This is a genomic window from Pseudomonas sp. PF05 (genome assembly GCF_056521845.1).
The window spans coordinates 94,012-120,402 of the sequence record NZ_JBWLPW010000011.1; the positions used below are offsets into that span (position 1 = coordinate 94,012).

General features: G+C 60.4%; 23 protein-coding genes. 14 read left to right on the top strand and 9 right to left on the bottom strand.

Going from position 1 to position 26,391, the window contains the following annotated elements:
• Positions 1–57 precede the first annotated feature (57 nt).
• The 4 genes from AC09SL_RS19050 to AC09SL_RS19065 all read left to right on the top strand — a co-directional run bounded on the left by AC09SL_RS19050 (position 58) and on the right by AC09SL_RS19065 (position 1,790).
• Positions 58–462, top strand: a complete 405-nt coding sequence (locus tag AC09SL_RS19050) for a DUF488 domain-containing protein (RefSeq protein WP_058546907.1) — start codon at positions 58–60, stop codon at positions 460–462.
• A 191-nt stretch (positions 463–653) separates the two neighbouring features.
• Positions 654–1,043 carry a DUF6630 family protein gene (locus AC09SL_RS19055; RefSeq protein ID WP_231139266.1) on the top strand — a complete coding sequence of 130 codons (390 nt, stop codon included), beginning with the start codon at positions 654–656 and terminating at the stop codon, positions 1,041–1,043.
• The gene (locus AC09SL_RS19060; protein WP_058543376.1) at positions 1,040–1,447 is read left to right on the top strand and encodes a hypothetical protein; all 408 of its coding nucleotides are present in this window, start codon (positions 1,040–1,042) and stop codon (positions 1,445–1,447) included. The genes AC09SL_RS19055 and AC09SL_RS19060 overlap by 4 nt, the downstream gene beginning before the upstream one ends.
• A complete protein-coding gene (locus AC09SL_RS19065) occupies positions 1,380–1,790 on the top strand; it encodes a hypothetical protein (RefSeq protein ID WP_231139265.1) in 411 nt (136 codons plus the stop codon). The genes AC09SL_RS19060 and AC09SL_RS19065 overlap by 68 nt, the downstream gene beginning before the upstream one ends.
• A gap of 295 nt (positions 1,791–2,085) precedes the next feature.
• Here AC09SL_RS19065 and AC09SL_RS19070 read toward each other — a convergent pair whose 3' ends face one another.
• Positions 2,086–2,631, bottom strand: a complete 546-nt coding sequence (locus tag AC09SL_RS19070) for a DUF4256 domain-containing protein (RefSeq protein ID WP_058543374.1) — start codon at positions 2,629–2,631, stop codon at positions 2,086–2,088.
• Positions 2,632–2,812: 181 nt separating this feature from the next.
• On the opposite strand from AC09SL_RS19070, the gene AC09SL_RS19075 reads away from it, so the two are divergent.
• The 4 genes from AC09SL_RS19075 (at position 2,813) to AC09SL_RS19090 (ending at position 5,878) form a co-directional block, all read left to right on the top strand.
• Positions 2,813–3,424, top strand: coding sequence for a DUF695 domain-containing protein (locus AC09SL_RS19075; RefSeq protein ID WP_058543373.1), 612 nt, complete (start codon positions 2,813–2,815; stop codon positions 3,422–3,424).
• Between the two features lie 52 nt (positions 3,425–3,476).
• Positions 3,477–4,010 (top strand): GNAT family N-acetyltransferase, encoded by a 534-nt coding sequence (locus tag AC09SL_RS19080; protein WP_058543378.1) that lies wholly within the window; start codon positions 3,477–3,479, stop codon positions 4,008–4,010.
• 235 nt (positions 4,011–4,245) lie between these two features.
• Complete coding sequence (locus AC09SL_RS19085) at positions 4,246–4,662, top strand: VOC family protein (RefSeq protein WP_058543372.1); 417 nt, start codon at positions 4,246–4,248, stop codon at positions 4,660–4,662.
• A gap of 133 nt (positions 4,663–4,795) precedes the next feature.
• The gene (locus tag AC09SL_RS19090; RefSeq protein ID WP_058543371.1) at positions 4,796–5,878 is read left to right on the top strand and encodes a transketolase-like TK C-terminal-containing protein; all 1,083 of its coding nucleotides are present in this window, start codon (positions 4,796–4,798) and stop codon (positions 5,876–5,878) included.
• Between the two features lie 11 nt (positions 5,879–5,889).
• Here the strand turns inward: AC09SL_RS19090 and AC09SL_RS19095 are convergent, their stop codons facing one another.
• Positions 5,890–6,342, bottom strand: coding sequence for a MarR family winged helix-turn-helix transcriptional regulator (locus tag AC09SL_RS19095; protein ID WP_058543370.1), 453 nt, complete (start codon positions 6,340–6,342; stop codon positions 5,890–5,892).
• Positions 6,343–6,516: 174 nt separating this feature from the next.
• Here AC09SL_RS19095 and aceE point away from each other — a divergent pair, with 174 nt between their 5' ends.
• Positions 6,517–9,186, top strand: a complete 2,670-nt coding sequence (gene aceE, locus AC09SL_RS19100; protein WP_058543369.1) for a pyruvate dehydrogenase (acetyl-transferring), homodimeric type — start codon at positions 6,517–6,519, stop codon at positions 9,184–9,186.
• A gap of 214 nt (positions 9,187–9,400) precedes the next feature.
• Here aceE and AC09SL_RS19105 read toward each other — a convergent pair whose 3' ends face one another.
• Positions 9,401–9,625 carry a hypothetical protein gene (locus tag AC09SL_RS19105; protein ID WP_058543368.1) on the bottom strand — a complete coding sequence of 75 codons (225 nt, stop codon included), beginning with the start codon at positions 9,623–9,625 and terminating at the stop codon, positions 9,401–9,403.
• Between the two features lie 357 nt (positions 9,626–9,982).
• On the opposite strand from AC09SL_RS19105, the gene dctP reads away from it, so the two are divergent.
• From dctP to AC09SL_RS19130, 5 genes are all read left to right on the top strand, one after another.
• Positions 9,983–10,978 (top strand): C4-dicarboxylate TRAP substrate-binding protein DctP, encoded by a 996-nt coding sequence (gene dctP / locus AC09SL_RS19110; RefSeq protein ID WP_058543367.1) that lies wholly within the window; start codon positions 9,983–9,985, stop codon positions 10,976–10,978.
• Positions 10,979–11,043: 65 nt separating this feature from the next.
• Positions 11,044–11,676, top strand: coding sequence for a TRAP transporter small permease (locus AC09SL_RS19115; protein WP_058543366.1), 633 nt, complete (start codon positions 11,044–11,046; stop codon positions 11,674–11,676).
• Positions 11,673–12,956, top strand: coding sequence for a C4-dicarboxylate TRAP transporter large permease protein DctM (gene dctM, locus AC09SL_RS19120; protein ID WP_058543365.1), 1,284 nt, complete (start codon positions 11,673–11,675; stop codon positions 12,954–12,956). Before AC09SL_RS19115 ends, dctM begins: the two co-directional genes overlap by 4 nt.
• Before the next feature lie 109 nt (positions 12,957–13,065).
• A complete protein-coding gene (locus AC09SL_RS19125; RefSeq protein ID WP_058543364.1) occupies positions 13,066–14,061 on the top strand; it encodes a TRAP transporter substrate-binding protein in 996 nt (331 codons plus the stop codon).
• A 215-nt stretch (positions 14,062–14,276) separates the two neighbouring features.
• Positions 14,277–16,196, top strand: a complete 1,920-nt coding sequence (locus tag AC09SL_RS19130; RefSeq protein WP_058543363.1) for an alkaline phosphatase D family protein — start codon at positions 14,277–14,279, stop codon at positions 16,194–16,196.
• A gap of 7 nt (positions 16,197–16,203) precedes the next feature.
• Here the strand turns inward: AC09SL_RS19130 and AC09SL_RS19135 are convergent, their stop codons facing one another.
• The 6 genes from AC09SL_RS19135 to AC09SL_RS19160 all read right to left on the bottom strand — a co-directional run bounded on the left by AC09SL_RS19135 (position 16,204) and on the right by AC09SL_RS19160 (position 26,281).
• On the bottom strand, positions 16,204–16,704 hold the full coding sequence (locus AC09SL_RS19135; protein ID WP_058543362.1) for a methylated-DNA--[protein]-cysteine S-methyltransferase: 501 nt from the start codon (positions 16,702–16,704) through the stop codon (positions 16,204–16,206).
• Between the two features lie 254 nt (positions 16,705–16,958).
• Positions 16,959–19,694, bottom strand: coding sequence for a winged helix-turn-helix domain-containing protein (locus AC09SL_RS19140; protein ID WP_058543361.1), 2,736 nt, complete (start codon positions 19,692–19,694; stop codon positions 16,959–16,961).
• Between the two features lie 394 nt (positions 19,695–20,088).
• The gene (locus AC09SL_RS19145) at positions 20,089–21,453 is read right to left on the bottom strand and encodes a DUF1329 domain-containing protein (protein WP_058543360.1); all 1,365 of its coding nucleotides are present in this window, start codon (positions 21,451–21,453) and stop codon (positions 20,089–20,091) included.
• Positions 21,454–21,478: 25 nt separating this feature from the next.
• Complete coding sequence (locus AC09SL_RS19150; RefSeq protein WP_058543359.1) at positions 21,479–23,335, bottom strand: DUF1302 domain-containing protein; 1,857 nt, start codon at positions 23,333–23,335, stop codon at positions 21,479–21,481.
• Between the two features lie 330 nt (positions 23,336–23,665).
• Positions 23,666–25,348: a fatty acid--CoA ligase gene (locus AC09SL_RS19155; protein WP_058543358.1), complete on the bottom strand. Its 1,683-nt coding sequence runs from the start codon at positions 25,346–25,348 to the stop codon at positions 23,666–23,668.
• A gap of 303 nt (positions 25,349–25,651) precedes the next feature.
• Positions 25,652–26,281: a LysE family translocator gene (locus AC09SL_RS19160; protein WP_058543357.1), complete on the bottom strand. Its 630-nt coding sequence runs from the start codon at positions 26,279–26,281 to the stop codon at positions 25,652–25,654.
• Positions 26,282–26,391: the final 110 nt, after the last annotated feature.

A 26,391-nucleotide genomic window follows, 5' to 3' on the forward strand; every position in this document is an offset into this window, starting at 1 on the left:
GCCGAATTGTCCATGGCCGCTATGCTAAGGCGATCCTACTTCGACAGGCAGGCTTCGATGATCCAGTGCAAACGCGCCTATGAACCAGCCAGCGCCACGGATGGCGTACGGGTTCTGGTGGACCGCTTGTGGCCGCGCAATTGCCGCAAGGATGCGTTGGCGATTGCCGAGTGGTTGCCGGAGGTTGCGCCTTCTCATGAGTTGCGCAAGGCGTTCAAGGCGGGGGCTGTGTCGTTTACCGAGTTCAGCGTGGCGTATCGGCGTAAGCTGGCGGCGCGGCCAGAGCATTGGTGGAAGCTGGTGGATATTGCGCGGGATGGGACGCTGACGTTGGTGTATTCGGCTAAGTCTACGGTTGAGAATAATGCGGTGGTGTTGGCGCAGTGGTTGGAGGATGAGGTGGAGAAACGGGCGGAGGGGAGTTCGCCGGTTTGCTATTTTTCTGAGTTTCCGGAGCTTTGAGTTGATCGTTCCCACGCTCCCGCGTGGGAACGCCGCCAGGGACGCTCCGCGTTCCGCTTCTGCGAGGTGACGCAGAGTGTGGGAACAATCAATGCACTGCACAGACCTCTCCACGGGGTAATTGGTTTGCTTAAGTTCAGCGGCGTGCGGCTAAGATGGCGCGCAGAGAAACCACAAGGAAGACAGCCGCGATGCAATCGCCATTTGATCCGTTGGTTCATATCGATTGGAAAACACCGGGCAGCGACTTGCTCGGGCTGTTGCAGCATTACTATCCCGACATCGGTGTGTTTTCCGGCCCGGAATTCGAGGCGTTGTTGGATGAGCTGTCCAACGAGATGCCCGAGGTCTGCTTCGAGGCGCTGGCGCCGGTGTTGGCGGCTCAGGGTTACGACTTGTGGAACCTGGATGCCGGTGGCGATGATTATCGGCCGGTGATTGTCCCGGTCGATCAGCGCGAGGCGTTTGCACAACACTGGCGGGAACAAAACGCAGAGCCAGGCTACACGCCGACGTTGATCGAGCCGTCGAAGCCTGTCGCAGTCGAGCGCAAAAAACCAAAGCCAAACGCAGCAAGTTGAATTGGCTGCAGGAAGTCCATGACTATCCCGGCGCCACCTATGTGCATGACGACAACTACCGCAACGGTTGGGCCGCCATTACCGAGCAGGACGAAGACCAGTGGTTGTGCTTCCTGATCGACTACAACCAGTGGCCGCCCACCGAGCAGGACATGCTCGAACACCGCACCGATGGCGCGGACGGCGCGGACTTGCAGCTCATCGATGCCGATGCCCGGCGTAGCCTGTGGAAACGTCGGATCGTACGCGGCGATTACAGTGCGGGTGACCGTTATCAATACGAGATTCGGCAAGGCGATGAGATCGCGGCGTTCGGGTTATCAGGAGACGGTGCTGTTGGCCTGGCGCTTCAACTTCATGACCGGCGCCAGGACCAAGGCGACATTGGACGGTTTCGGCAGTGAACTGCGCCAGGACACGCGATTGCTCGTCACCCAGCCCAAGCATGTCATTACGTTGCGCACGTTTCATGGGCAGCTTCATGTGTCCCGGGGGCATGGGAATTGGTGGGTGTGGAATTATCGCGCCAATACGTTCGGGTCGCAGACGCTGGCGTGGTTTTGGAATCAGGGCAGTGATGAAGTGGTGAAGCTGTCGACCAAGGACATCCCGCGTATTAAACCGGATGTTCGTTACGTGCCGACGCAGGATCGGTATATGGCGTTCGAGGCGGATTTTGTGGCGCGGTTGCCGGGGTTTGCGCAGATGGTTGAGGCCAAGGGGAGTGAGGTTCTGGTTTTTGAGTGAGGCGATTAAGCAGGAGCTTTTGTGGCGAGGAAGTCCCCGCCGCGTCGCCGACGCTGCGCTGTCGCGCAGGGAACAGGTCTTGTGGCTAGGGGATTTATCCCCGCTGGGCTGCGCAGCGGCCCCCCAACCAGACAACTCGGTGCGCCAGTAAGATCGAGGTCGTTGCTTTTGGGGCTGCTGCGCAGCCCAGCGGGGATAAATCCCCCTCGCCACATGAGAAAGATCGCAGCCTCGTTGCACTCGACAGCTCCTACACGCAACCCAGCGGGAGCAAGCTCCGTCGCCACAGGTTTGCTTAGATGCTTAGCACGCCGCGAAACCCGCGTGCCGCGTAATACGACTGTACGCCGTTGTGATAGATGAACACCCGGCCATAGCGATAGTCGCCAAAAATCGCCCCATCGAGCGAACGAAGCGCTGGCGGGGTTGCCAGCCAACTCGAGGTCTTGGCATCAAACTCACCGAGGGTTTGCAGAGCTCGGTACTGGTCTTCCGTCAGCAGGGCGATGCCCATTTCTTCGGCCATTTCAACGGCACTGCCCTTGGGCTTGTTCTCCTTGCGTGCGTCCAGGGCGGCGCGGTCGTAACAGAGGCTCCGGCGCCCGGAGGGGCTCTCCTTGGCGCAATCGCAGAAGGTGACAGCGCCGGTCTTCGAGTCGAAGCCGATCACGTCTGGCTCGCCTCCGGTGGTTTCCATGGCCTGGAGGGATTTCAGGGCATTGGGGTGGTTTTCGAGCCGGGTCTGGACGTCGGTCCAGGAGATGTCCGGGTGACGGTTCGGGTTTTGTTCGAAGCGGGCTTTCAGGATTTGGATGAGGTTGTCTTGTTCTTGTTTTTTCATGGGTTCGTGTATCCGTGGGTGAGCGCTTGCTCAATGATAGTGACTCCTGGGGCTAGATGCTGAAGCAACAAATGCCCGCCCCCCCCTATCGCCGTCCCTGGAGCCCTCTGGCAGACTAGCCTGCGCGGATATGGCAAGACCGGTCTTCAGGACGAGGTCACGAGTTGAAGGAATAACACCGATGGTCATGGAAAAAACCAGGCGCCCCTTAGGGCGCGGCCCTATGGAGGCGCACAACCGGCTCCGATTGTTGGGGCTGGCGAGCCTACTTATTGTTGGCTGCTCCAACTCCAAACCTGACTTGCCCGAACCGGTTCAACGGGACTTATGTTTGGATGCGGGACCGGTCAACAGCGTGTCATTCGATAATTGCGTGGCTCAGCGAGAAGCTCGCAAACAAGAGGCACTCCGAGCCCTTCTCGACGATGGTCCCTCCAACGAAAAAACCCTCGCAAACATCAAAATTGACGAGCAGATCTGTACCCGTTCGATATCACCGGCTAAAGAGTTGGCGCCTCCCATCGTGGTTGCAGTCAACTGGAAATTTTCCCCCAAGACAGTCATGCCCGCGCCTGCAGACGCAGCCCGGATGAAGGAGATGGAGAGACTGTTGCTGCCCTCCGTGCAGGACAAAGGACTGGCGAGATGGATATGCACCACCACGTTTGAACACCAGCGCGAATGGCACTTCTTTACGCGAAGCTACGAAGATTTTTCCGCTCGAGCAAGGGAAGCTCTCGAGTCGACAGGGCCATACCCCATCGAATTGCGAACAGACGGAACCTCCCGTTGAGATTCGAGCGGCGCATACTCCCACTTAAATAGTGATGCTGAGTCATGCCCAAATGGTTATAGGAAATGCGTCAGACGCTCTGCTGAGCTTTCGTCCGGTTAACCTCACCCAGGACAGCGACGTTTGCGTGCACTTCTTTGAGGACATGCTGCTGTGTGCGTTTGGTTGCGCACAACAGCTTCACGGCCCCGATGGTAGGCAGCGATACCTTCAGTCGCTGCAAGAAAAAGCAGCCGAGATTCCTGGCAGCGTTGTCCATGCCTGGGATGAAACACGGATTGTGGGGCAAATAGAGATGTCGCTGCTCAAGACAGAACCTGCAGTGGGTTATATCCACTTTTTCTATCTCATCCCTGACTGGCGATCACGCGGCGCTGGGAAGTTGCTGCTGGCTTACGCGACCGACTTTCTTGCAGGGCTGGGCTGCGAGCGGATGAGACTGTCGGTGAGCGAAACGAACCAGAGGGCGGCGCGGTTTTATAGTCACCATGGTTGGACTGATATCGGGCCCAGACAAGATAAGCCAGAACTGCGCTTGCGCTTGATGGAAAAGCCCATTGGCTCGGCGCAAACGGCAACCGTTTGATCGAGATTTTCCAGGAGGCCTTCAGCCTCGGTTGAATCATGTTTTTCGCTCGGCACCAGAAGCATTGACAGCGTGCGGCATGGCTGTTCCAAACAGCGCGCGTTCGTGGTGGATGTACCAGCGTTGTCGCTAGCAAGCTCGCTCCCACAGGTTTTTGCGTTGAGATGACATTCCTGCATGAATAGCTAAGGTGAAGTAACCCGTTAGCGCCCATCACTGAGCACATGAGGCCCGTATGAAGAACTTCACGATTCAACGTATTGACCACATCGTCCTGCGCGTCAAAGACATCGAGCGCAGCCTCGCTTTTTATACGTCGGTGCTCGGTTGCGAGCTCAAGAAGCGCCGGGACGATCTAGGCATGGTTCATCTGGGCACCGGTGTTTCGATGATTGACCTGGTTGCTGTCGATGGGCCTCTCGGCCGCCAGGGTGGGCCGGCGGCCGGTAAGCAAGGGCACAACGTCGATCACCTCTGCCTGCGTATCGAGCCGTTTGACGAACAAGCCCTCCTCGCGCATCTGGCTTCATCTGGCTTGGAGGTTGAGAAAGCGCAGATGCGTTATGGCGCGGAGGGCAAGGGTTGGTCGATCTACTGCTTCGATCCGGACGACAACCAGATCGAGTTGAAGGGGCCGGCGCTGGAGCCCTGAGTTCAACAGGCTCGGTGCCTGCTCGCGCGCTTGCTGCGAACACTGATACCGAGGCAAAACCATTGCATTTGCAATTACATTGAAGAGTGCAGTATGGTCCCGGCATTACCCAATGCACGGAGCGCCTTGGTTCATGATCGGTTTTTCCACTTTCAAAAAAACACCTGACACAGGGCGAGCGGCTCAGGTCTGCATCGAAAAAATCCGAACGTACACGGCTTGCGCATCTCCGCTCTGCACCATGATCGATATTGCCAACCGATTGGAAAACGATTCGGGTGCCGCCCAAAATATCTGGGTCATACGCCCCCACCCGCGGTCGGACGACATACAGCAATCGCGTATCAGCGCCTGGCCCCTGCGCTTCAGCGCCACAGCCCGCGCCAGTGAAAAACCACTGCTGTACCTGACCCGTTCCGCGACCTCGGCCGAGCTTTGCGCACTGTCCAATGAATCGGCCAACCGGGGCATTTTGTGCAACGACATAGAAACCTCGCCTTCGCGCTGGCCCAAGGGCGCCCATCCCTGGGTACCGCTCTGGTTGGTCGCCAACCCGCAATGCCTGCCGTTCGACCCCGCCAATGGTGCCGAGGCGCACGCCATTGCCCTGGCGGCCTTGCAAAGTTTGTATGTGGAAGGCAATGACGGCTTTTACTACATGGCGCTTCACGACCAACCCGATGACTTCATCGCGCCCACCGAGCACCTCTGCGCCAGCCAGGCCCTCAAGGGCATGTACAGGCTCGCCGGGATCGATGCCGACTCAGCGCTTCCTCGGGTGCGCTTGCTGGGTGCGGGGTTGGCCTTGCAGTCGGTGGTAGCTGCGGCGCACATGTTGCGCGACGACTGGGGCGTCGACAGCGAATTGTGGAGTTGCCCCAGCTACACCCGCCTGGCCCGCGACGCAGACAAAGCGCAACGCTGGAATCGCTTGCATCCGGGGATGCCGCTACGGTCGGCGCATTTGCTCGATTGCCTCGACACCGAAGACTGGCCGGTGGTGGCCGTGACCGGGTATGCCCAGCATGTCGCCGAGCAGATCGGAGCACATGTCAAATCACGGTTCGTGGCGCTCGGAGCTGACTCGACCGGCCCCGCCATGGGCAAGGTGGATAAGCACTGGATCGTGGTGCTGGCCCTGCAAGCCTTGGTTCAGGAAGGCGCCATCACCCAGGCGCGTGTCGAACAGGCCATGGCGCGGTATCAGTTACCATGAGCAGGCCGGCGTCAGCGCGCTCGCCCGCTGTTGCGCGCTGCAATCGCCGCTCGCTCCAGCGCGTCACTGAAGACACGCTGCTGTGCGTCATCGAATTGTGACAAGAACAACTCGTCCACCGCCCCTTCGTAAATGTTCCACATCTTTTTGCGCAATACCTTCCCGCGCTCGGTGATGGCGGCGTACGCACCTCGACCGTCATCGCTGGCACGGCTGCGGGTGACCAGGCCTTCCGCCTCCAGGCGGTCCACCAGGCGGGTGAGGTTGTAGCGTTCGATGGCCATGACATCGGCCAGTTCGCTCATGCGCCGTGCGCCGTCGGGACCGCTCTCCAGGCCCCATAACGCGTCGTACCACGCGTAGGCCGGCAGCCCGGCGGCCGCCAGCCGACGCTCAATTTCGCGGATCAGGCAACGGTGGGCCCTGACGAATCTGAACCAGGTATCCGGCTCGCTGGAAGACATGCAGCACCTTTCTCAAGAAATCGATTTAGTTGCAATTGTAGCGTGCGGCAGGCTAAGTTCTCGCACGTAGTTGCAAGTGCAACTACAAAATTCTCGAAGGTTGGCGTCGACCCACGCCCCTTAGTCAGGCACCAAACGACTCGGTGCTGCAGCACTGTCCAGGAGACGACAACGATGGCACAACAACCCATGTTCCTCGACGAGGATCCACAAGAAACTCGCGAATGGCTCGAATCCATTGAATCGGTGGCGAGCGTCGAAGGGCGGTCTCGCGCCCACTACCTGATTGACCAGATGCTGGATTTCGACGCCAACCGCCATGGCGATTTTTACGGGCGCGTCACCACGCCCTACGTCAATACCATTCCATTCGACCGTCAGCAGCCTTATCCCGGCGACCAGGCCATAGAACGCCGGATAAACGCCTACATCCGCTGGAACGCCTTGGCCATGGTGCTGCGCGCCGGCAAGCATTCGAACGTGGGTGGGCACATCGCCTCCTATGCCTCGGCGGCCGTTCTCTACGATGTGGGCTTCGAGCACTTCTTCCGTGGCCGCACCGAGCAGTTCGGTGGCGACATGGTGTACATCCAGGGCCACTCCTCGCCGGGCATCTACGGGCGCGCGTATCTGGAAGGTCGCCTGGACGAAGCACAGCTGGACAACTTCCGTCGCGAGACCGACCGCGACGGTGTTTCGTCCTATCCGCACCCAAGGCTCATGCCGGATTTCTGGCAATTCCCCACGGTGTCCATGGGGCTTGGGCCGATCACCGCCGCCTACCAGGCGCGGTTCATGCGTTACCTGGAAGATCGCGGGTTGAAGGAACATCAGGGGCGCAAAGTCTGGGCGTTCCTCGGTGACGGTGAAATGGACCAGCCGGAATCGCTGGCGGCAATTTCCCTCGCGGGCCGGGAGAAGCTCGACAACATCATTTTTGTCGTCAACTGCAACCTGCAGCGCCTCGACGGACCGGTGCGCGGCAACAGCAAGGTGATCCAGGAATTCGAAAGCCTGTACCGCGCGGCCGGCTGGAACGTCATCAAGGTGATTTGGGGCAGCGGTTGGGATGCGTTGTTGGAAAAGGACAAGACCGGCCTGCTACGCCAGCGGATGATGGAGTGCGTCGATGGCGATTATCAGAACTACAAGTCCCAGAATGGCACCTATGTGCGAGAGCATTTCTTCGGTAAATACCCCGAGTTGCAGGCGCTGGTCAGTGACCTGAGCGATGACGACATCTGGAGGCTGTCGCGCGGCGGCCATGACCCGGAGAAGGTCTACAACGCCTACGCCGCCGCCATGCGCCACACCGGCGGGCCTACGGTCATCCTGGCGAAAACCGTGAAAGGCTTCGGCATGGGCGAAGCAGGCGAAGGCCAGAACATCAACCACCAACTCAAGAAGATGGGCGAGGACGCGGTCAAGGCGTTCCGTGATCGTTTCGGCCTGGACCTCACGGACGATCAGTTGAGCGACATGCCCTATCTCAAGCCTGCAGCGGACAGCGTCGAAGCCCTTTACCTGCAAGCCCGGCGCACTCAGTTGGGCGGCTACGTCCCTGCGCGCTTCAGTGCGGTGGAGCCTTTGCAGATCCCGCCATTATCGACCCTGGACACCCAGCTAAAAGGCACTGGCGAGCGGGCGATCTCGACGACCATGGCATTCGTGCGCATCCTCGGCACGCTGCTCAAGGACCCGAACATCGGCAAGCTGCTCGTGCCGATCGTCCCGGACGAATCACGCACCTTCGGCATGGAAAGCCTGTTCCGCCAGATCGGCATCCATTCCCATGTCGGTCAGTTGTACACACCTCAGGACGCCGGCCAACTGAGCTATTACAAGGAAGCCCGCGACGGCCAGATCATGCAGGAAGGCCTGAACGAATCCGGCGGGATTTCTTCCTGGATCGCCGCGAGCACTTCCTACAGCACCCATGGTGTGATGACGGTGCCCTTCTACATTTTCTACTCGATGTTCGGCTTCCAGCGCGTCGGCGACCTCGCCTGGGCCGCTGGCGATGCCCGTGCCCGGGGGTTCCTGCTCGGCGCCACGTCCGGCCGAACCACATTGATGGGCGAAGGCCTGCAACATGACGACGGCCACAGCCATGTGCTGTCCTCCACCATCCCCTGCTGCGTGTCCTACGACCCGACCTACGCCTATGAGCTAGCGGTGATCATCCAGGACGGCATGCGGCGAATGTATATCGACAACGAGGACATCTATTACTACATCACACTGCTCAACGAAAACTATGCCCATCCGCCCATGCCCAAAGGAGTCGAGCAAGATATTCTGAAAGGCATGTACCGGCTCTCAGCCCCTGCGCAGCCCGTCGAAGGCAAGCATGTGCAGCTCATGGGCTGCGGTTCGATCCTGCGCGAAGTCGCCGCCGCCGCGCAGTTGCTGGAGCAGGATTTCGGCGTCAGCAGTGAAGTGTGGAGCGTCACCAGCCTGACCGAACTGCGTCGGGACGGCCAGGATGCCGAACGCTGGAATCTGCTCCATCCACAGCAGGCACCTCGTATCAGCCATGTTGAAAGCTGCCTGCTGGATAAACAGGGGCCGGTGGTGGTGGCGACCGACTACATGAAGATATTCGCAGACCAGATCCGCCCGTTCGTGCCCAAACGCCGCTTCGTGGCCTTGGGCACCGACGGCTTCGGCCAGTCGGATACCCGTGAATCGCTGCGCCGGTTCTTCGAAGTGGATCGCCATTTCATCGTATTGGCGGCCTTGAAGGCGCTGGCCGATGACGGGGCAATATCGCGGGAAAAAGTGGCCGAGGCGATTGTGCTATATGGCATTGACCCAGAGAAGCAGAACCCGACAGCGGTTTGAGTCCTTCCCTCTTGCAGCGGCGTCCCCGGGGCGCTGCTGTGAGCAGCCAGGATCAAAAGCTGTGGGAGCGAGCCTGCTCGCGAATGCGGTTTGTCTGAGACGCAGATGTTGACTGTGCCGCCGTCATCGCGAGCAGGCTCGTTCCCACAGGAAGGCAGTGCCTGCGGAAGGTGAACACCCTGTCACAGGTTTTGTGCAGACGTTGGCTACCTGGCTAGATCCGAGGTTTGCGTCGTCTCCAGACAATGCCCACCGCCGCAGCCACGACCACCACCCCGACATTGCCAAACAACCAGATCGCAAAGTTGCGGCTCTGGTCTGCTTCGCTCTCATGGAACGGCCCGAAATAACTACCAACGGCCATGAACGCCAAATTAAATGTGCCGACCGCCAACACGGTGATCAGGAGAACGAACAAAGTTTCCTTGATGACGTTCATATGACTTCCAGAACAAAATGCTCTCCTGAACACATAGCCTAACAGCCCCCCTCGCCCCATGGATTCGATAATCACCGGCGTGAGATTGAAAGCCTGTAGCCATCATCGCTCCTTTATGGTTTCCTGCCCCAGACACGGTTGTTGACTGAAACCTTTGGAATGAGCCGTTTGTGATGTGTCAGCCCGACGCCAGGAAGGCTCTAGCGCAACCTGTCGAGACGAACAGCCGAATGGCGGTTTTTCCCGTTAACCGTCGCCGACTCGTTATTTTTCTGCCTAGACTCATCATTGTTCCGCCGTGCGCTGTGTTTTAAATGAGCCCGCACGAAAATACTAAAAAAAAGAGGAAAGCCCCTTATGTTCAAACCTATCTGGAAAGCGCTCGCTTGCACTTTGGCCCTCAGTGCGATGAGCACGGCCATGGCGGCAGATCCGGTGGTGATCAAGTTCTCCCATGTGGTGGCCGAACAAACGCCCAAAGGCCAAGGCGCTCTGCTGTTCAAGAAACTGGTGGAAGAACGGTTGCCAGGCAAAGTGAAGGTCGAGGTCTACCCCAACTCCTCGCTGTTCGGCGACGGCAAGGAGATGGAAGCCCTGCTGCTGGGCGACGTGCAGATCATCGCGCCGTCACTGGCCAAGTTCGAGCAATACACCAAGACCGTGCAACTGTTTGACTTGCCGTTCCTGTTCGATGACATCTCCGCGGTGGACCGCTTCCAGTTGAGCCCTGAAGGCCAGAAGCTGCTCAAGTCCATGGAAAGCAAGAACATTACCGGCCTGGCTTATTGGCACAACGGCATGAAGCAGCTGTCGGCGAACAAACCGCTGCGCGAACCCAAGGATGCTCGTGGCCTGAAGTTCCGCGTACAAGCATCGGCCGTGCTGGAAGAACAATTCAAGGCCGTGAACGCCAACCCGCGCAAGATGAGCTTCGCCGAGGTTTACCAAGGTTTGCAGACCGGCGTGGTCAACGGTGCGGAAAACCCCTACTCGAACATCTACAGCCAGAAAATGCATGAAGTGCAGAAGTACATCACCGAGTCCAACCACGGTGTACTCGACTACATGCTGATCACCAACACCAAGTTCTGGAATGGCCTGGATCCAGACGTTCGTACTGAGCTGGACAAGATCATCAAAGAAGTCACGACTCAGGTGAACAAGGAAGCCGAGCAACTGAACCAGGACGCCAAGCAGAAGATCGTCGACGCCAAGACGACCGAGATCATTACCCTCACGCCGCAAGAGCGTGCCGAGTGGCGCGACAAGATGAAACCGGTATGGAAGAAGTTCGAAGGTGATATCGGCGCTGACCTGATCAAAGCCGCAGAAGCCTCCAACAAGGCCCAGTGATTGGTTGGCTGGCGCTGCCGCCCTGGCAGCGTCGGCCTGTCGTCCCCCACAGGAGAGGTCACGCCATGAACGCCCTTCGGCGCACCTGGGAACACTTCGAGGAAGCTTTTATTGCTTTCCTTCTGGCCGCCATGACGCTTGTAACGTTCGTCTACGTGGTGCTCAACAATCTCTATACCGTTTTCTATAGCCTCGGCGACCAATGGTCAGCCGCGAGCGAACCGATGTTCGCCATAGGCGACGCTGTCATGGGCATGGCCCAGGCCATGACCTGGAGCACGTCACTGACCAAGGCCCTGTTTGGCTGGCTGATCTTTTTCGGGCTGTCGTACGGCGTGCGCACGGCCGGACACATCGGCGTCGATGCGCTGGTGAAACTGGCGAGCAAGCCGGTGCAGCGTTTCATTGGCGTCATCGCTTGCCTGTGCTGCCTCGCCTACGCCGGGCTGCTGGCAGTGGCGAGTTACGAATGGATCAACACTCTGATGATTGCCCAGATCGGCGCCGAGGACCTCGGCCATTTCGGCATCATGCAGTGGCACGTCGGGTTGATCGTGCCGGTAGGGTTCGCGCTGGTGTTTATTCGTTTCGCGGAAATTCTCGTGCGCATCCTGATGAATCGCCAGACCGGCCTGGGCTTGGCCGATGAAGCGGCCGAAGCCATGAAATTGACCGAACACGAGGAAGACAAGCCATGACCATTGCCTTCCTGTTCATAGCACTGTTCGTGCTGATGCTCATCGGCGTGCCCATTGCCATTTCGCTGGGTTTGGCCGGCTCGCTGACCATCATTTTCTTCAGCCCCGACTCCGTGCGTTCCCTGGCGATCAAGCTGTTCGAAACCTCCGAGCACTACACGTTGCTGGCGATTCCGTTCTTCCTGCTGGCCGGCGCGTTCATGACCACCGGCGGCGTGGCGCGGCGGCTGATCGACTTTGCCAACGCCTGCGTCGGGCATATCCGTGGCGGCCTGGCGATTGCGGCGGTGCTGGCCTGCATGTTGTTTGCGGCGTTGTCGGGCTCAAGTCCCGCGACGGTGGCGGCGGTCGGTTCCATCGCCATTGCCGGGATGGTGCGCTCGGGTTATCCACAGTCGTTTGGCGCAGGCATCGTGTGTAATGCCGGGACCCTGGGCATCCTGATTCCGCCCTCGATCGTGATGGTGGTGTACGCCGCAGCGACCGAAACATCAGTGGGCAAGCTGTTCATGGCCGGTGTCGTGCCGGGCCTGCTCCTGGGGGTTTCACTGATGGTGGCGATCTACGTCGTCGCCGTGAAGAAGAACCTGCCAGCCCTTCCCCGGGCGACGTTCCGTGAATGGTTGGCCACCGCGCGCAAGGCCATCTGGGGCCTGTTGCTGATGGTCATCATCCTCGGCGGGATCTACTCCGGGATGTTCACCCCTACCGAAGCAGCGGCGGTGGCGGCGGTGTATTCGGCGTTCATTGCATTGTTCGTCTACAAGGACCTCACGTTCCGCGAGACACCGAAGGTGCTGCTGGAGTCGGCCAAGCTGAGCATCATGCTGATGTTCATCATCGCCAACGCCATGCTTTTCGCCCATGTACTGACCACCGAGCAACTGCCGCAGCAAATCACGGCATGGGTGATCGAGGCCGGGTTGACGCCGGTGGCCTTCCTGCTGGTGGTGAACATCGTGCTGCTGATCGCCGGTGCGTTCATGGAGCCTTCGGCGATCATTCTGATCCTGGCGCCGATCCTGTTCCCCATCGCCATGAAGCTGGGCATCGACCCGATCCACCTGGGCATCATCATGGTGGTGAACCTGGAGATCGGCTTGATCACACCGCCGGTGGGGCTGAACCTGTTCGTCACCTCAGCGGTAACCGGCATGTCCCTGCCCGCCACCATCCGTGCGGCCATGCCATGGTTGATGATTCTGCTGGCGTTCCTGATGCTGATTACCTATGTGCCGTGGATTTCGATGGCGCTACCGAATTGGTTGGGGATGAGTTAAGCCCGATAAACACACACTGCGTGGCGAAAGCGTAACGCGCCTCGCCACGCAGGTGTTGGGCCAAACACGGGTATGTGTCTTCGAACAATAAAAACAGGGAAGCCTTGCAATGCTAACGCCTCTATGGAAAGCGCTCGTCTATACCTTGAGTTTCAGCCTGTTCGCAACGGCCGCGGCCGCAGAGCCGATCGTGATCAAGTTTTCCCATGTCGTAGGCGAACAAACGCCCAAGGGCCAGGGCGCGTTGATGTTCAAGAAGCTGGTGGAGGAGCGGCTGCCGGGCAAGGTGAGGGTCGAGGTGTATCCACGCGCCACGTTGTATGGCGACGACAAGGAGATGGAGGCGCTGCTGTTGGGAGACGTGCAGATCATTGCGCGCTCGCTGGCCAAGTTCGATCAGTACACCAAGTCGGTGCAGTTGTTCGACTTGCCCTTCTTGTTCAACGACATCGCCGCAGTGGACCGTTTTCAGCGCAGCCCCGAGGGCCAGAAGCTGCTCAAGTCCATGGAAAGCAAGAACATCACCGGCCTGGCCTATTGGCACAACGGCATGAAGCAGCTATCGGCCAACAAGCCGCTGCGCACCCCCGGGGATGCCCGCGGCCAGACGTTCCGGATACAGACTTCTGCGGTGCTGCAGGAACAGTTCCAGGCAGTGGGCGCCAAAGCGCAACCGATGATCTTCTCGGTGGTGTACCAGGCTTTGCGCACCGGTTTGGTCAACGGCACGGAAAACACCTACTCCAACTTCTATAACCAGAAGCTCAATGAAGTGCAGAAATACGTCACCGAGTCCAACCACGGCATACTCGACTACATGCTGATCACCACGTCGGATTTCTGGAACGGCCTGCCACCGGACATCCGCAGCGAATTGGACAAGATCGTGGTCGAATCCACCGACTATGCCAACCAGGAAGCGGAGCGATTCAACCAGCAGGACAAGCAGCATGTGCTGGACGCCAAGACCACCCAGATCATTACCCTCACACCGCAGGAGCGTAATGCCTGGCGCGAAAAAATGAAGCCGGTATGGGCGAAGTTCGAACAGGAGATCGGGCCGGACCTGATCAAGGCGGCTGAAGCGTCCAACAAGGCCCAATAAGGTCCCACTGTGCCTGTAGGAGCTGCCGAAGGCTGCGATCTTTTGATTTTTCGCTTGAGACTCAAGCGCCTGGGGAAAGATCGCAGCCTCGTTGCACTCGGCAGCTCCTACACAGCGTCCGCAGGCCCAGCGGGCGCAAGCTTCTGCCGCCTCCAGCAACCCGGCACATTGCGTTATGATCCCCGCCTCTCCCTGAACAGAGCTTTTACCCGCGAATGCTGCCGTCTACTGCCGATACCACCTCCCTGCCCCCCGTCCTGGTCGGTCCACTGCTGCGACGGCTGGAGCCCACGCGCCTGGTGATGTGGCTTGTGGGTACGCGAGCCTTGGCGTTGACGTTACAGGTGGACGGTGTGGGCGATCTTGCACTGGATGCGTCGCGCTGCACCGTGGTGCCGGTGGGACAGCAGGCGTTTGTGCACCTGATCGATGTGCGGCTCGACAGCCCCCTGCCCCAAGACGTGACGATCGACTACGACTTGCTGGTGGACGGCGCGCCCATCGCCGAATGGGCGCCGCATCTGCTGTATGACGGTGCTCGGCGCCCGAATTTCATGCTGCACTCGCGCATCGAGCAACTGGTCCACGGCTCTTGCCGCAAGCCCCACTACCCGGCCAACGACGGCCTGCTCTGCGTCGATCGGCTGTTGGCGCAAGCCCCGGCGCAACGTCCGGCATTGCTGATGATGAGCGGCGACCAGGTCTATGCCGACGACGTCGCCGGGCCCATGTTGCGGGCGATTCATGGGTTGATCGAACGCTTGGGGTTGTTCGAGGAATGCCTGGACGGTGCCGTGGTGGAAGACAGCGCCAAGCTCTATCAGCACCCGGCCAGTTATTACCATCGTGCCGATCTGTTGCCCGCGCTTGAGAGCAACGAAACCCTGCGCGAGCGATTTTTCGGCGGGGCCCGCAAGCCGATTTTCACCAGCAGCAGCGCCGACAATCACCTGGTGACCTTCGCCGAGGTCATGGCGATGTACCTGCTGGTGTGGTCACCGGTGCCCTGGACGTTGATTGCGGTGCAGCCGCCCGAACTGACCGTCGAACGGCGCCAGCGCTACGACCTGGAGCAGCAGCGCATCGATGCGTTCAAGACCGGGCTGGGCGGCGTGGCGCGGGTGTTTGCGCACCTGTCGTGCCTGATGATTTTCGACGACCACGACATTACCGATGACTGGAACCTGTCTGCACAGTGGGAGGAAACGGCCTATGGCCATCCGTTCTCCAAACGCATCATCGGCAATGCGTTGATCGCCTACATGCTCTGCCAGGGCTGGGGTAACAACCCGGATGCCTTTGCTGACGTGCTCCCGCAAATCTTGGCCCTGAGCGATACCGCCCGGGACCGTTACCTGGACAGCAAACCCCAGGACCAACTGATCGACACCCTGCTGGCTTTCCAGCAATGGCATTACGTGCTGCCGAGCACCCCGGCCCTGGTGGTACTCGACACCCGCACCCGTCGCTGGCGCAGCGAGAACAACCTCAAGCAGCCTTCCGGCCTGCTGGATTGGGAAGCCCTGAGCGAGTTGCAGCAAGAGCTGTTGGATCATCCCTCGGCGATCATCGTCTCACCGGCGCCGATCTTCGGCGTGAAGCTGATCGAGACCGTGCAACGGGTGTTCAGTTGGTGCGGTTATCCGCTGCTGGTGGATGCGGAAAACTGGATGGCCCATCGCGGCGCTGCCCAGGTGATCCTGAACATTTTCCGCCACTCGCGTACGCCCGGGAATTACGTGGTGCTGTCCGGGGACGTGCATTATTCCTTCGTTTACGAAGTATTGATCCCACACCGCAAGGGCGGCCCGCGCATCTGGCAGATCACCAGCAGCGGCATCAAGAATGAATTCCCGCCTGCGCTGCTGGAATGGTTCGATCGCCTGAACCGCTGGCTCTACTCGCCGCGCTCGCCCCTGAACTGGTTCACCAAGCGCCGCAGCATGCGCATCGTCCCCCACACCCCGGAACACGCCGAGGCCGGTGAGCGGCTGTGGAACAGCGCTGGCATTGGCCAGGTGTTCTTCAATGAACAGGGGCAGCCCACGAAGATCTACCAGCACAACGCCAACGGCCGACCGCCGACGCGCATGCGGCCTCCCAAATCCCCGCTCCCACAAGGGATAGATGAGTGAAATCGGTTCAGAACGCCAATTGCAGGCTCTGCTGACCTTCAAGGCTGAGCAGCAACTGTTTCGCCGCCAGGCCGCCAGCGAAACCGGTAAGGCTGCCCGAGGTGCCGATGACGCGGTGGCATGGGGCGATGATCGAAATGGGGTTGCGACCATTGGCGGCGCCGACCGCCCGGACCGCCGTCGGTTGGCCAATCTGGATGGCGATGTCGCGGTAGCTGCGGGTTTCACCGAAGGGGATGGTCAACAGGGCTTGCCAGACCCGGATCTGGAAGTCAGTCCCCGCGAAGTCCAGTTCCAGCTCGAAACGACGGCGCTGGCCGGCGAAGTATTCCAGCAACTGACGCTCGGTTTCCTTGAGGACCGGATGCTGGGTGTCCTCCTCCAATGGCCCCAGCCGCACCCGATTGAGCCGCTCGTTTTCCCAGAGGATGGCCGCCAGCCGTGTCTCCCGGGCGACGAGGATCAGTTGGCCGACGGGGGATTGGATGGTTTTGTACTGGGGCAACATCGGGGGATTCCTTGTCAAAGCCTTTGTGGCGGGGGAGCTTGTTCCCGCGGGGTTCTGTAGGAGCTGGCGAAGGCTCGGGCCGCGTTCGGACGATCTTTTGATCCTGTTCTTTCGCTTACGACTCAATTGTCTGGGGGAAGATCGCAGCCTCGTTGCACTCGACAGCTCCTACACAGCTCCTACACAGCTCCTACAGGCCCAGCGGGAGCAAGCTCCCTCGCCACAGGTTTTTTTCACCGTTCCCAAAATCTCGCTCAACCCAACAACCCCAACGCCTTCGCCCGCGCCACCGCCTGGGTGCGGCGCTCGACGCCGAGCTTGCTGTTGATGTGGCTGGCGTGAGTCTTGACGGTGTGCAGCGAGATAAACAACTGCTCGCTGATTTCCTGGTTCGAGCATCCTTGGGCAATCAACTGCAACACCGCTCGCTCGCGACTGCTGAGGGTTTCGACGGGCGCCGTTGGGTCGGCGGGTTGGGCCACCATCGAGGGCAGGCGTTCGAGCAAATGTTCGCGCAAGGTACTGGGTGGCGCATGCACCAGTTGTTCACGCAACCATTCGCGGTGCTCACCGAACAACCATTCGAAAGGCTGCAATACCCCGCCGCTGGCGGCTTCGAAAGCCTGGGCCAGGGTGCGACGGGCTTCGGGTTCACGCCCGATGCTCAGCAGCAAGGCGACTTTCTGGTTGAGCGCCATCACGCTGAGCATCTGCCGGCCACTTTGCTGACCGTGTTCAAGCAAGGCATCGAGCCGCCCTTGCGCGAGTATCGGTTGGCCCCGGATGGACTCCAGCACCGCCTGCTGCAACTCGACATGCAGCGGCAATTGCGGGTGGAATTCCGGTGCGGCGGCGGCCCGCTCACCCGTGTAGGTCTGGCCCAGCCGGGCCAGCCAGGCTTCGGCCAGGTCGGTGCGCCCCTGGGCCAACCAGAGTTCGCACTTGACCAGGGTGATCATCGCCAGATAGTAGATCGGCGGAACATCCCAGATATGCATCAGGCGCTCGGCTTCAGCCAGTTCGGCGAAGGCCCGGGCGAACTCGCCGCGGTAGCCTTCGATACGCGCGATCACGCAATGGCCGATCAGCACGCTGATGTCGCGGCAGGCGCGGGCTTCGGTGAGGCCCGCCTGCAAGCGCGCAAGGCCGGCCTGGGGCTGCATGCGCAAGGTCAGCAAAAAACCTTCGTACATGATCAAGCGCGCCCGAACCGCATAAAGCCGCTGGGGCGACAGTTTGTGCAAACGTTGCAGGCCCTGGTGCACTTCATCCAGCGCCCGCAGGATCTCCCCCCGCGCCTGCAGGACCCGGGCACGATCGTAATGGGCCAGGGCCTCGAACAGTGGATTACCGACCCGCTGCGCCAGCTCCAGGGAATCACGGTTCAGGTTCCGGGCGCGCCACAGGTCGCCATCGGCAATCGCCAGGTTCGACAGTGTGGACAGGCACATCAGGCGCTGGCCGTAACGTTTTTGCGGCAGGCTCTCCAACGCTTCGCTGCAATAACGCACGGTGGCCTCGCGGTCCCCCCGGCCACGGGCGACGATCCCGCTCAGGGCCAGCCATTGGGCGAGCATGGATTTTTGCGCGGTGGCCGAAGGGGCCGGCAGGAAACGACTCAAGTGCGCCGCCAGCTCTTCGGCAGCGTCCAGCTGGCAGGCCAGCCCCAACGCCCAGCTGTAGAGCACGATCAGCCGCGGGGTGCTGATGAGCAGGCTGTCGGGCAAGTCCATTTTCCAGCGCAGCAACATGCCGACGTTCTGCTCGGCCAGCAGTTGCTCCTCCGAGAGGTTCTGCACCAGGTTCGCCGCGACGTCCAGATGCCCGGCCCGCAGCGCTTGTTCCACGGCTTCGTCGATCAGGCCCTGGGCGTTGAACCAGCGACAGGCCCGCAAATGCAGCGTCGCGGCCGGGACCATGGCCGGTGCGCTGGGGCGACTGCGCAGCAGGTCGGAAAACAGGTGGTGATATCGGTACCAATGGCCGTGCTCGTCCAGCGGTACCAGAAACACTTGGTGGGCCGCCAGGTAACGCAGGATTTCGGCGCTGTCATGGGCTTCGCGCACGGCGTCGCACAGTTCGCTGCAAAAGCGTTCCTGAGGAGCCGTGTCGTAGAGAAATGCCTGCACCTCGGCGGGCAGGCAGTCGATGACCTCTTCGAGCAGATAATCGCGAATCAGCCCTTCGCCGCCGTGCAAGGCCTGGGGCAGCAGGCCTTCGGTACCGGCTTCGGAAGCGGCCAACAGCCAGAAACGCAACCCGGCCACCCAACCTTCGCTGCGCTGGATAAGATTTTCCAGCGCCTCACCGCGCAACGAACTGCTGTGGTGCTGGAGCAGGGTCAAGGCTTCGTCATGGGTCAGGCGCAGGTCCTGTTCATTAAGTTCGAGCAATTGCCGCGACAGGCGCAGGCGCGCCAAATGCCAGTCCGGGCGCTGGCGGCTGGTGACGAGGACCAGCAACCCGTCGGGCAGGTGATTGAGGAAAAACTGCAGGCAGCGATCCAGTACCGGGCTTTGGGCCAGGTGGTAATCGTCGAGCACCAGCAGCAACGGCTCGCGGGGCGATAAGTGCGTGGACAGTTCGTCCAGCAGGCCGTCGAGCCATTCTTCGAAAGCAAAGGGTTGATGACGTTGGCGCATTTTCAGCAGCCCCAGTGCCCGGCCGCCCAGTTGCGGGAAAAACGCCTGGAGCCCTTCGAGCAACCGCTCCAGGAAGCGCCCCGGATCGTTGTCCCGGACGCTGAGCCCCAGCCAGAGGCTTTGCCAATGGGCCGGCAGGCTCTGGCAGAACTCCACCGCCAGAGAGCTTTTACCGAACCCCGCCGGGGCACTGACCAACAGCAACCTGCCGCCAAGCCCCGCGCTCAAACGCTCGCACAACCGCGGTCGCACAACGTGACCGTCGGGCAAGGGCGGGCGGTAGAAACGCCCGTCCTGTACCGCGATGGCTGCGCGGGCAGAATCCGGAAGTGAAGACAAATCAGTCATGGCCGGCTCTTGTTGGAATGCGGGTGGCGGCGTTGCAGATGTCCGCAGACTAGCGGTAAACGAGGAGGTATTGAAGGGAGTGCTACAAATGGCTACAAAAAGACTACAAGCCGATCGTCCTTGAAGGCACCGCTTTTGTGGCGAGAGGATTCATCCCCGCTCGGCTGCAGGAACTCTGTAGGAGCTGTCGAGTGCAGCGAGGCTGCAGGACTCTGTAGGAGCTGTCGAGTGCAGCGAGGCTGCGATCTTTCCCCAGACACTTGAGCCTCAAGTGAAAGATCAAAAGATCGCAACCCAGCGGAAGCAAGCTCTCTCGCCAAGGGGGCGTGAATCAAAAAAAAGCCCCGAACCAGTCGGGGCGTTTCTTCGAGGATGCGGCCTCGGGTAAAGCGGTTTAGCGGATGCCTTCCTGACGCAGTGCGTTCGGGGTGAAATCGGCGGTGGTGGCGGTAAAGCCGAAGTCGTAGGCCGATTTCTCTTCGTTCTTCATGCCCAGCGCCAGGTAGCGGCCGGATTGCAGGTCGTAGAGGGTTTCCAGGGCATACCACGGCACTTGCTTGTCGTAGTAGTTCTCGGCATGGGCCTCGGCCACTCGCCACAGTTGGCCACGGCCGTCGTAATGGTCGATCACCGCGGCTTGCCAGGTGTCTTCATCGATGAAGAAGTCACGTTTGGCGTAGATGTGGCGCTGGCCTTCCTTCAGCGTCGCGGTCACGTGCCAGACACGACGCAACTCGTAACGCGCCAGGTCCTGGTTGATGTGGCCGGCCTTGAGGATGTCGGCGTACTTGAGTTGCGGCGAATCGATCTTGTAGCTGTTGGAGGCGATGTACAGCTCTTTCTTGCCTTCCAGCTTCCAGTTGTAACGGTCCGGCGCGCCGTTGTACATGTCCAGGTTGTCGGAGGTACGCAGGCCGTCGGCGGCGGTACCCGGGCCATCGTAGGACACTTGCGGGGCACGGCGCACACGACGCTGGCCAGCGTTGTAGACCCACGCCGAACGCGGTTCCTTCACCTGGTCGAGGGTTTCGTGCACCAGCAGCACACCACCGGCCAGACGCGCCGGCGCGGTCACTTGCTGCTTGAAGTAGAACAGGATGTTGCCAGGGTTGGCCGGATCGAAATCCTTCATCTTGTCGCGGAACACGAACTGGTCGCGGAAATACACCAGGCTGTACGAACCGTTGGGCTGCGGGGTGGCCTGGGTGACCAGGCGCGTCACGCTGCCGCCGCGATAGCGGGTGATGTGGTTCCAGATGACTTCCACGCCGCTCTGGGGAATCGGGAACGGCACGGCCGTCTCGAAGTTTTCCAGGCCGTTGCCGCCGGAGACCAGCTTGGTGTTGACCGCGTTTTTCTTGATGGAGGCGAACACCTCGTCCGGCACGGTGGCACCGCGATGGGTCGGGTAGACCGGCATCTTGAAGGTTTCCGGGTAACGCTTGAACATCGCGTACTGGCCCGGCGCGAGCTTGTCCTTGTACTGGTCGACGTTCTGCGCGGTGATGGTGAACAGCGGTTTTTCACTGGCGTACGGGTCGGCGAGGAAGCCCTTGCTGTCCACGGCACCGGCATTCTTGGCCATGGGTTTCCAGGCCGAGATCGAGCCGTCGGCATTGCCGGCCATCTCGGCGCCCATCGGCGTCAGGCTCTTGCCGAGTTTGTCGGCCTCGGCCGCAGGCACTGCCGCCATGACACTGGCGGCCAGCAGGGAGAACCCCAGAACACCAGCCTGCAACAGATTCTTTGTTATTTTCATAGTGTGTCGTCCTGAAATACGGTGCTTAGAAGGTCACGCCGACGCTGAGCGCCAGGAAGTCACGATCGTCCACAGTGCTGAAGTCGCCACCAAAGAAGTTGGTGTAGGCCAGGCTGGCGTTGTAGGTGTTCTGGTACTCGGCATCCAGCCCGAGGCTGACGGCTTTGCGGCCCTCTTCGAAGTTGCCGCCAGGGCCTGGCGAGTAACCCTTGACGTCATGGGACCAAGCCACGTTGGGCTTGAGGTTCACGCCAGCGAAGACGTCCGGGTATTCCCAGATGGCGCGCGCACGGTAGCCCCAGGAGGTGGAGGTGGTGAAGCCGTCGTTGTTGCAGTTGCTGTTCACGTCGTTGATGGTCTGGCCGCCACCTGCCGCAGTCGAGGTATTGAGCGTGTTACAGAAACCGTTTGGCAACTCACCAGGGCCGAACACCGGATCACGACCGTAGCGGGCTTCGGACTTGCTTTCCAGGCCACCGACATGGGTCACCCCGACTTCGCCCACCAGGGTCAAGCGGCTCGCGCCCATGACCTGGTCCAGGAAGTGAGTGAATGTGGTCTGGAACTGGGTGATCTCTTTACGGCGATAGCCATGCAGGTCTTGGCCCGGCGCGCCCTGGAGTACCGATGCATCGCCAAACCCGGGAAGCGGCGTCACACCGGCGAAGAGAATGTCAGTGGTGCTCAGTTGCACTGGCGCATTCGGGCGATAGCTGATCTCACCGCTCCACGCCGTGCCGGTAGGCAGTGTCGTGGAGAAACTCAGGCCATACAGACGGATATCTTCCGGGTATTCGACGAAGTAGTTGGAGTTACCTGCCACGATCAGAGGACGCAGTGCCGCAATTGGCCCCGCGGTGTAGAACTGCTGCGCTGCCCCCTGGGCACTGAAAATCGGCGCACGGCTGTGGTAGTTCATAAAGTAGGCACCGAACTCGGTGTCCAGCGGTTCGAACATGTACTTCAACGATGCGCCCCACTGGCCGCTGTCGCGGGCATCGCGGTCCGGACCACGACGTACCAGCACACCTTCTTCGTTGATATCAACACCCTGGCCTTCCAATATTGGAAGAATGACGCCCGGCAACGGAATGGTGGAACGCTTGTTCAGCACCCGCAGGTTATCGGTACACCCATCGGCAATCACATCCGGCTGGGAGAAGAACGTACCGCAGTTATCCACCACGGTCTGGTCCCACTCCAACTGGTAGAACGCTTCGGCCGACAGGTTGTCGGTCAGGCTCTGGGAGACGTAGAACATGTTGACCGGGATCAGGCCTTCCTTGATCTCCGCACCAGGGCGACGGAACGCGGACACGTCGACCGGGTTGATGGAGTTGATGCCGCCCTGGATGAAGGTACTTTCACCCCAGCTGACCACTTGTTTGCCCAGGCGGACCGAACCTGGCTGATCGGCGATGGCGTAGTTGTGGTAGACGAATGCATCGAGAATCTGCCCGCCGGAGGATTTGGCGCCTTCCTTGCGGTTGTTGTCGCTGATGTCCTTGTACAGGCGGCTTTCGTCCTTGAGTTCGAAGTCGTACCAGTACTTGCCGCGCACGAACACGCCGGTATCGCCGTACTTCAGTTCCAGGTCATGGATGCCCTTGAAGATCTTCGAGAAGGTTTCCCCTCGCTTGAAGTTCAAGTGGCCGTCATCGGAGGTCTGCGACAAACCCTTGCCGCCATTGTTGACACCGATCAGGTCCTTGTTGGCGTTGGCCGTCGACCAGCTCGCGCCGACCGACAGGGACGAGTCGAACTGGCCTTCGATTTCACCGATGTTGAAACTGACGCCGAATGCTGGCCCGGCGAGCGAAGAGGCGAGACTGACCGCCAGAGGCAGTTTTGCCCGGCGCCAGAACGTGGTTGCTGAGGTCATCGACGCTACTCCATGTGCATTATTGTTATGGCAGTGGACCTTTCAAGAACACCTCGATGGCTGGGAGCGACAGCATCCCGACATCCATCAAGGTCGCATCGCCCTTTCGTGCGTGCGCCCCGTTCCTGAGAATCCGTTAGCGGACTATAGCCAGCAGGTAGTACGGCTTGATCCCTCTAAAGTGTGATTTGCGGCCCCGACCACTCTGGAACAGTCCTTTCGCCAGGCCGACAGGTGTCGGCACGGCAAGGATGGCTGAAATTTTCGGTTTGACAAGTCAAGCGCTTGCTTGGTGGGGCTGCCGTGCCCTTTCGGGCACGGCAAAAAGGCCTAAAGCGTGGAGAGGAAGGTGCTGTTGTTGCTCTGCCATTCGGTGATGTCGACGCGGATGCGCTTCTTGTCGAGCTTGCCGACGCTGGTCTTGGGAATTTCCGTAACAAGGGCGATCTGGCTCGGGATCGCCCACTTGCTCAAGTGCCCCAGCTCGACGAACGGCTTGAGGTGTTCCTTGAGTTCGCGAGCCCCAAGCTGATGGCCTTCGCGAACCACCAGCAAGGCAAACGGCCGCTCGCCCCACTGCGGGTCGGGAATGCCGACCACTGCTACTTCGCGTACCGCCACGTGACGGCTGATGAGGTCTTCCAGGTCCAGGGAGGAGATCCATTCGCCCCCGGTCTTGATCACGTCCTTGATGCGGTCACGGATGTCGATGAAGCCCATGTTGTCCAGCGTGGCAACGTCACCGGTGTGCAGCCAGCCGCCGGCCCAGAGCTCGGCGCCCTTCTGCGGCTCGTTGAAATAGCCCTCGGTGAGCCACGGCGCGCGCAGCACCAGTTCACCCTGGGTCTCGCCGTCGGCCGGCAGGAAGCGCCCCTCGGTGTCGACGATCGCCGCCTCCACCAGCGGGCCCGGCACGCCGGCCTTGATCCGGTAAGTGGTGCGTTCGTCTTCGCTACCGGCCATCAGTTCATCGTTGAGGTGGGCGCAGGACACCAGCGGGCCGGTTTCCGACATACCATAGGCGGCAGTGAGCTGGATGCCCCGGGCCTTGGCCGCTTCGTACAGGCTGCGGTTCAGGGCGCTGCCGCCGATGACGATCTTCCAACCGCCAAAGTCAGTGTCCTGGGCCCCCTTGGCGTTGAGGACCATTTGCAGGATGGTCGGCACGCAATGGGAAAAGGTGACCTTTTCCTTGCGCCACAGTTGGACCAGGAACTCGGGATCGTAGCGACCCGGGTAAACCTGCTTGAGCCCGAGCATGGTCGCGACATAGGGCAGGCCCCAGGCGTGGACATGGAACATCGGCGTGATGGGCATGTACACGTCGTTGGTACCCAGCAGCCGGACGCTGTCGATAGAGCCCATGATGGTCGCCACGCCCATGGTGTGCAGCACCAGTTGCCGATGGGTGAAGTACACGCCCTTGGGGTTGCCCGTGGTGCCGGTGGTGTAGAACGTGGTGGCGACGGAGTTTTCGTCGAAATCCTGGAAGTCGTAGGTCGGGGCGGCGGCGGCGAGCAGTTGCTCGTATTCACCCACCAGGTTCGGCAGGTCGGCGGTTTTTTCCGGCAGGTCGGTCAAAAGCAGGGTCTTGTCCACCGTGGTCAGGTGCCCGGCAATCGCCTGGTACAAGCCAACGAACTCGCTGTTGACCAGCACGAAGCGGTCCTCGGCGTGGTTCATGGTGTAGAGGATCTGCTCCGGTGACAGGCGCACGTTGATGGTGTGGATCACCGCGCCGATCATCGGAATTGCGAACATGCATTCCAGGTAGCGATGGCTGTCCCAGTCCATCACCGCCACGGTATCACCGGCCTTGACCCCCGCCTCGGTCAGCACGTTGGCCAGCCGCGCGACCCGCTCTATCAGCGTCGGATAGCTGTAGCGCAACTGGTCACGGTAGATGATCTCGCGGGTTTTCTCGTAACGCGTGCCGGACATCAGCAGCCGCTTGATCAGCAGCGGGTATTGATAAGCGCCTTCGGCGGGAGGAATAACGCGAGTCTGCAACATAAGTGTCCCTTTTCTGACTGCACGGTCTTGGCTGGAAGTAAGCACTCTAGAGCGCTTATACACCGATCAAATCAGCCAAAGGAATGATTTGATCGGTGCGCCAATACTAGCCTTGAGCCATCCTCGGGACCTGCGCGTACCCCTGTAGGAGCTGCCGAGTGCAACGAGGCTGCGATCTTTTGATCTTTCGCTTACGACTCAATTGTCAGGGGAAAGATCGCAGCCTCGTTGCACTCGACAGCTCCTACACAGCTCCTACGCAGCTCCTACACAGCTTCCACACAGTTCCTACACAGAACGGGATCAGTGCGCCTCGGTAAACGCCAGCTTCACCCCAATGGCGACGAGCACGGCACCCATGGTCCGGTCGAACCAGTGGCCCATGCGTGCAAACCCGGCGCGCACCCGTTGCTGGCTGAACAGCAGCGCCACCAGGCAGAACCAGGCGGCCGTCGCAACCGCCAGGTACACGCCGTAACCGGCCTGGACGGCCAGCGGTGTGTGCGGGTTGATCACCACGGTGAACAGCGACAGGAAAAACAGCGTGGCCTTGGGGTTCAGGCCATTGGTAACGAAGCCCGAGGTGAACGCGCCGCGGGCGGTACGCTCACCGGCCTCCTTGTGCAGGTTGTCTTCGGTGGGCTTGGCCGGTTGCGCCCGCAGAGCCTTGAAGCCGATGTACAGCAGGTACGCGGCGGCGGCCCATTTCAGCGCGTTGAACAGCACGATCGATTGCGAGACGATCAGGCCGATACCCAGCAACGAATAGCCCACATGCAGGAAAATCGCCGTGCCGACGCCCAGTGCCGTCCAGGTCCCGGCGCGCCGGCCATGAGTCACGCTTTCGCGCACCACCACGGCAAAATCCGGCCCCGGGCTGGCAACGGCCAGCAGGTGGATCAGGGCGACGGTGAGGAATTCGGTGAGGTACATGGTGGCTCCTTGGCAAGCTCAATCTCAAAGCAAACATCACTGTGTGACAAATGAATCTGTGGCGAGGGGATCATCATTAGCCCCAACATCGAGCTAGGCCGCAGCTACAG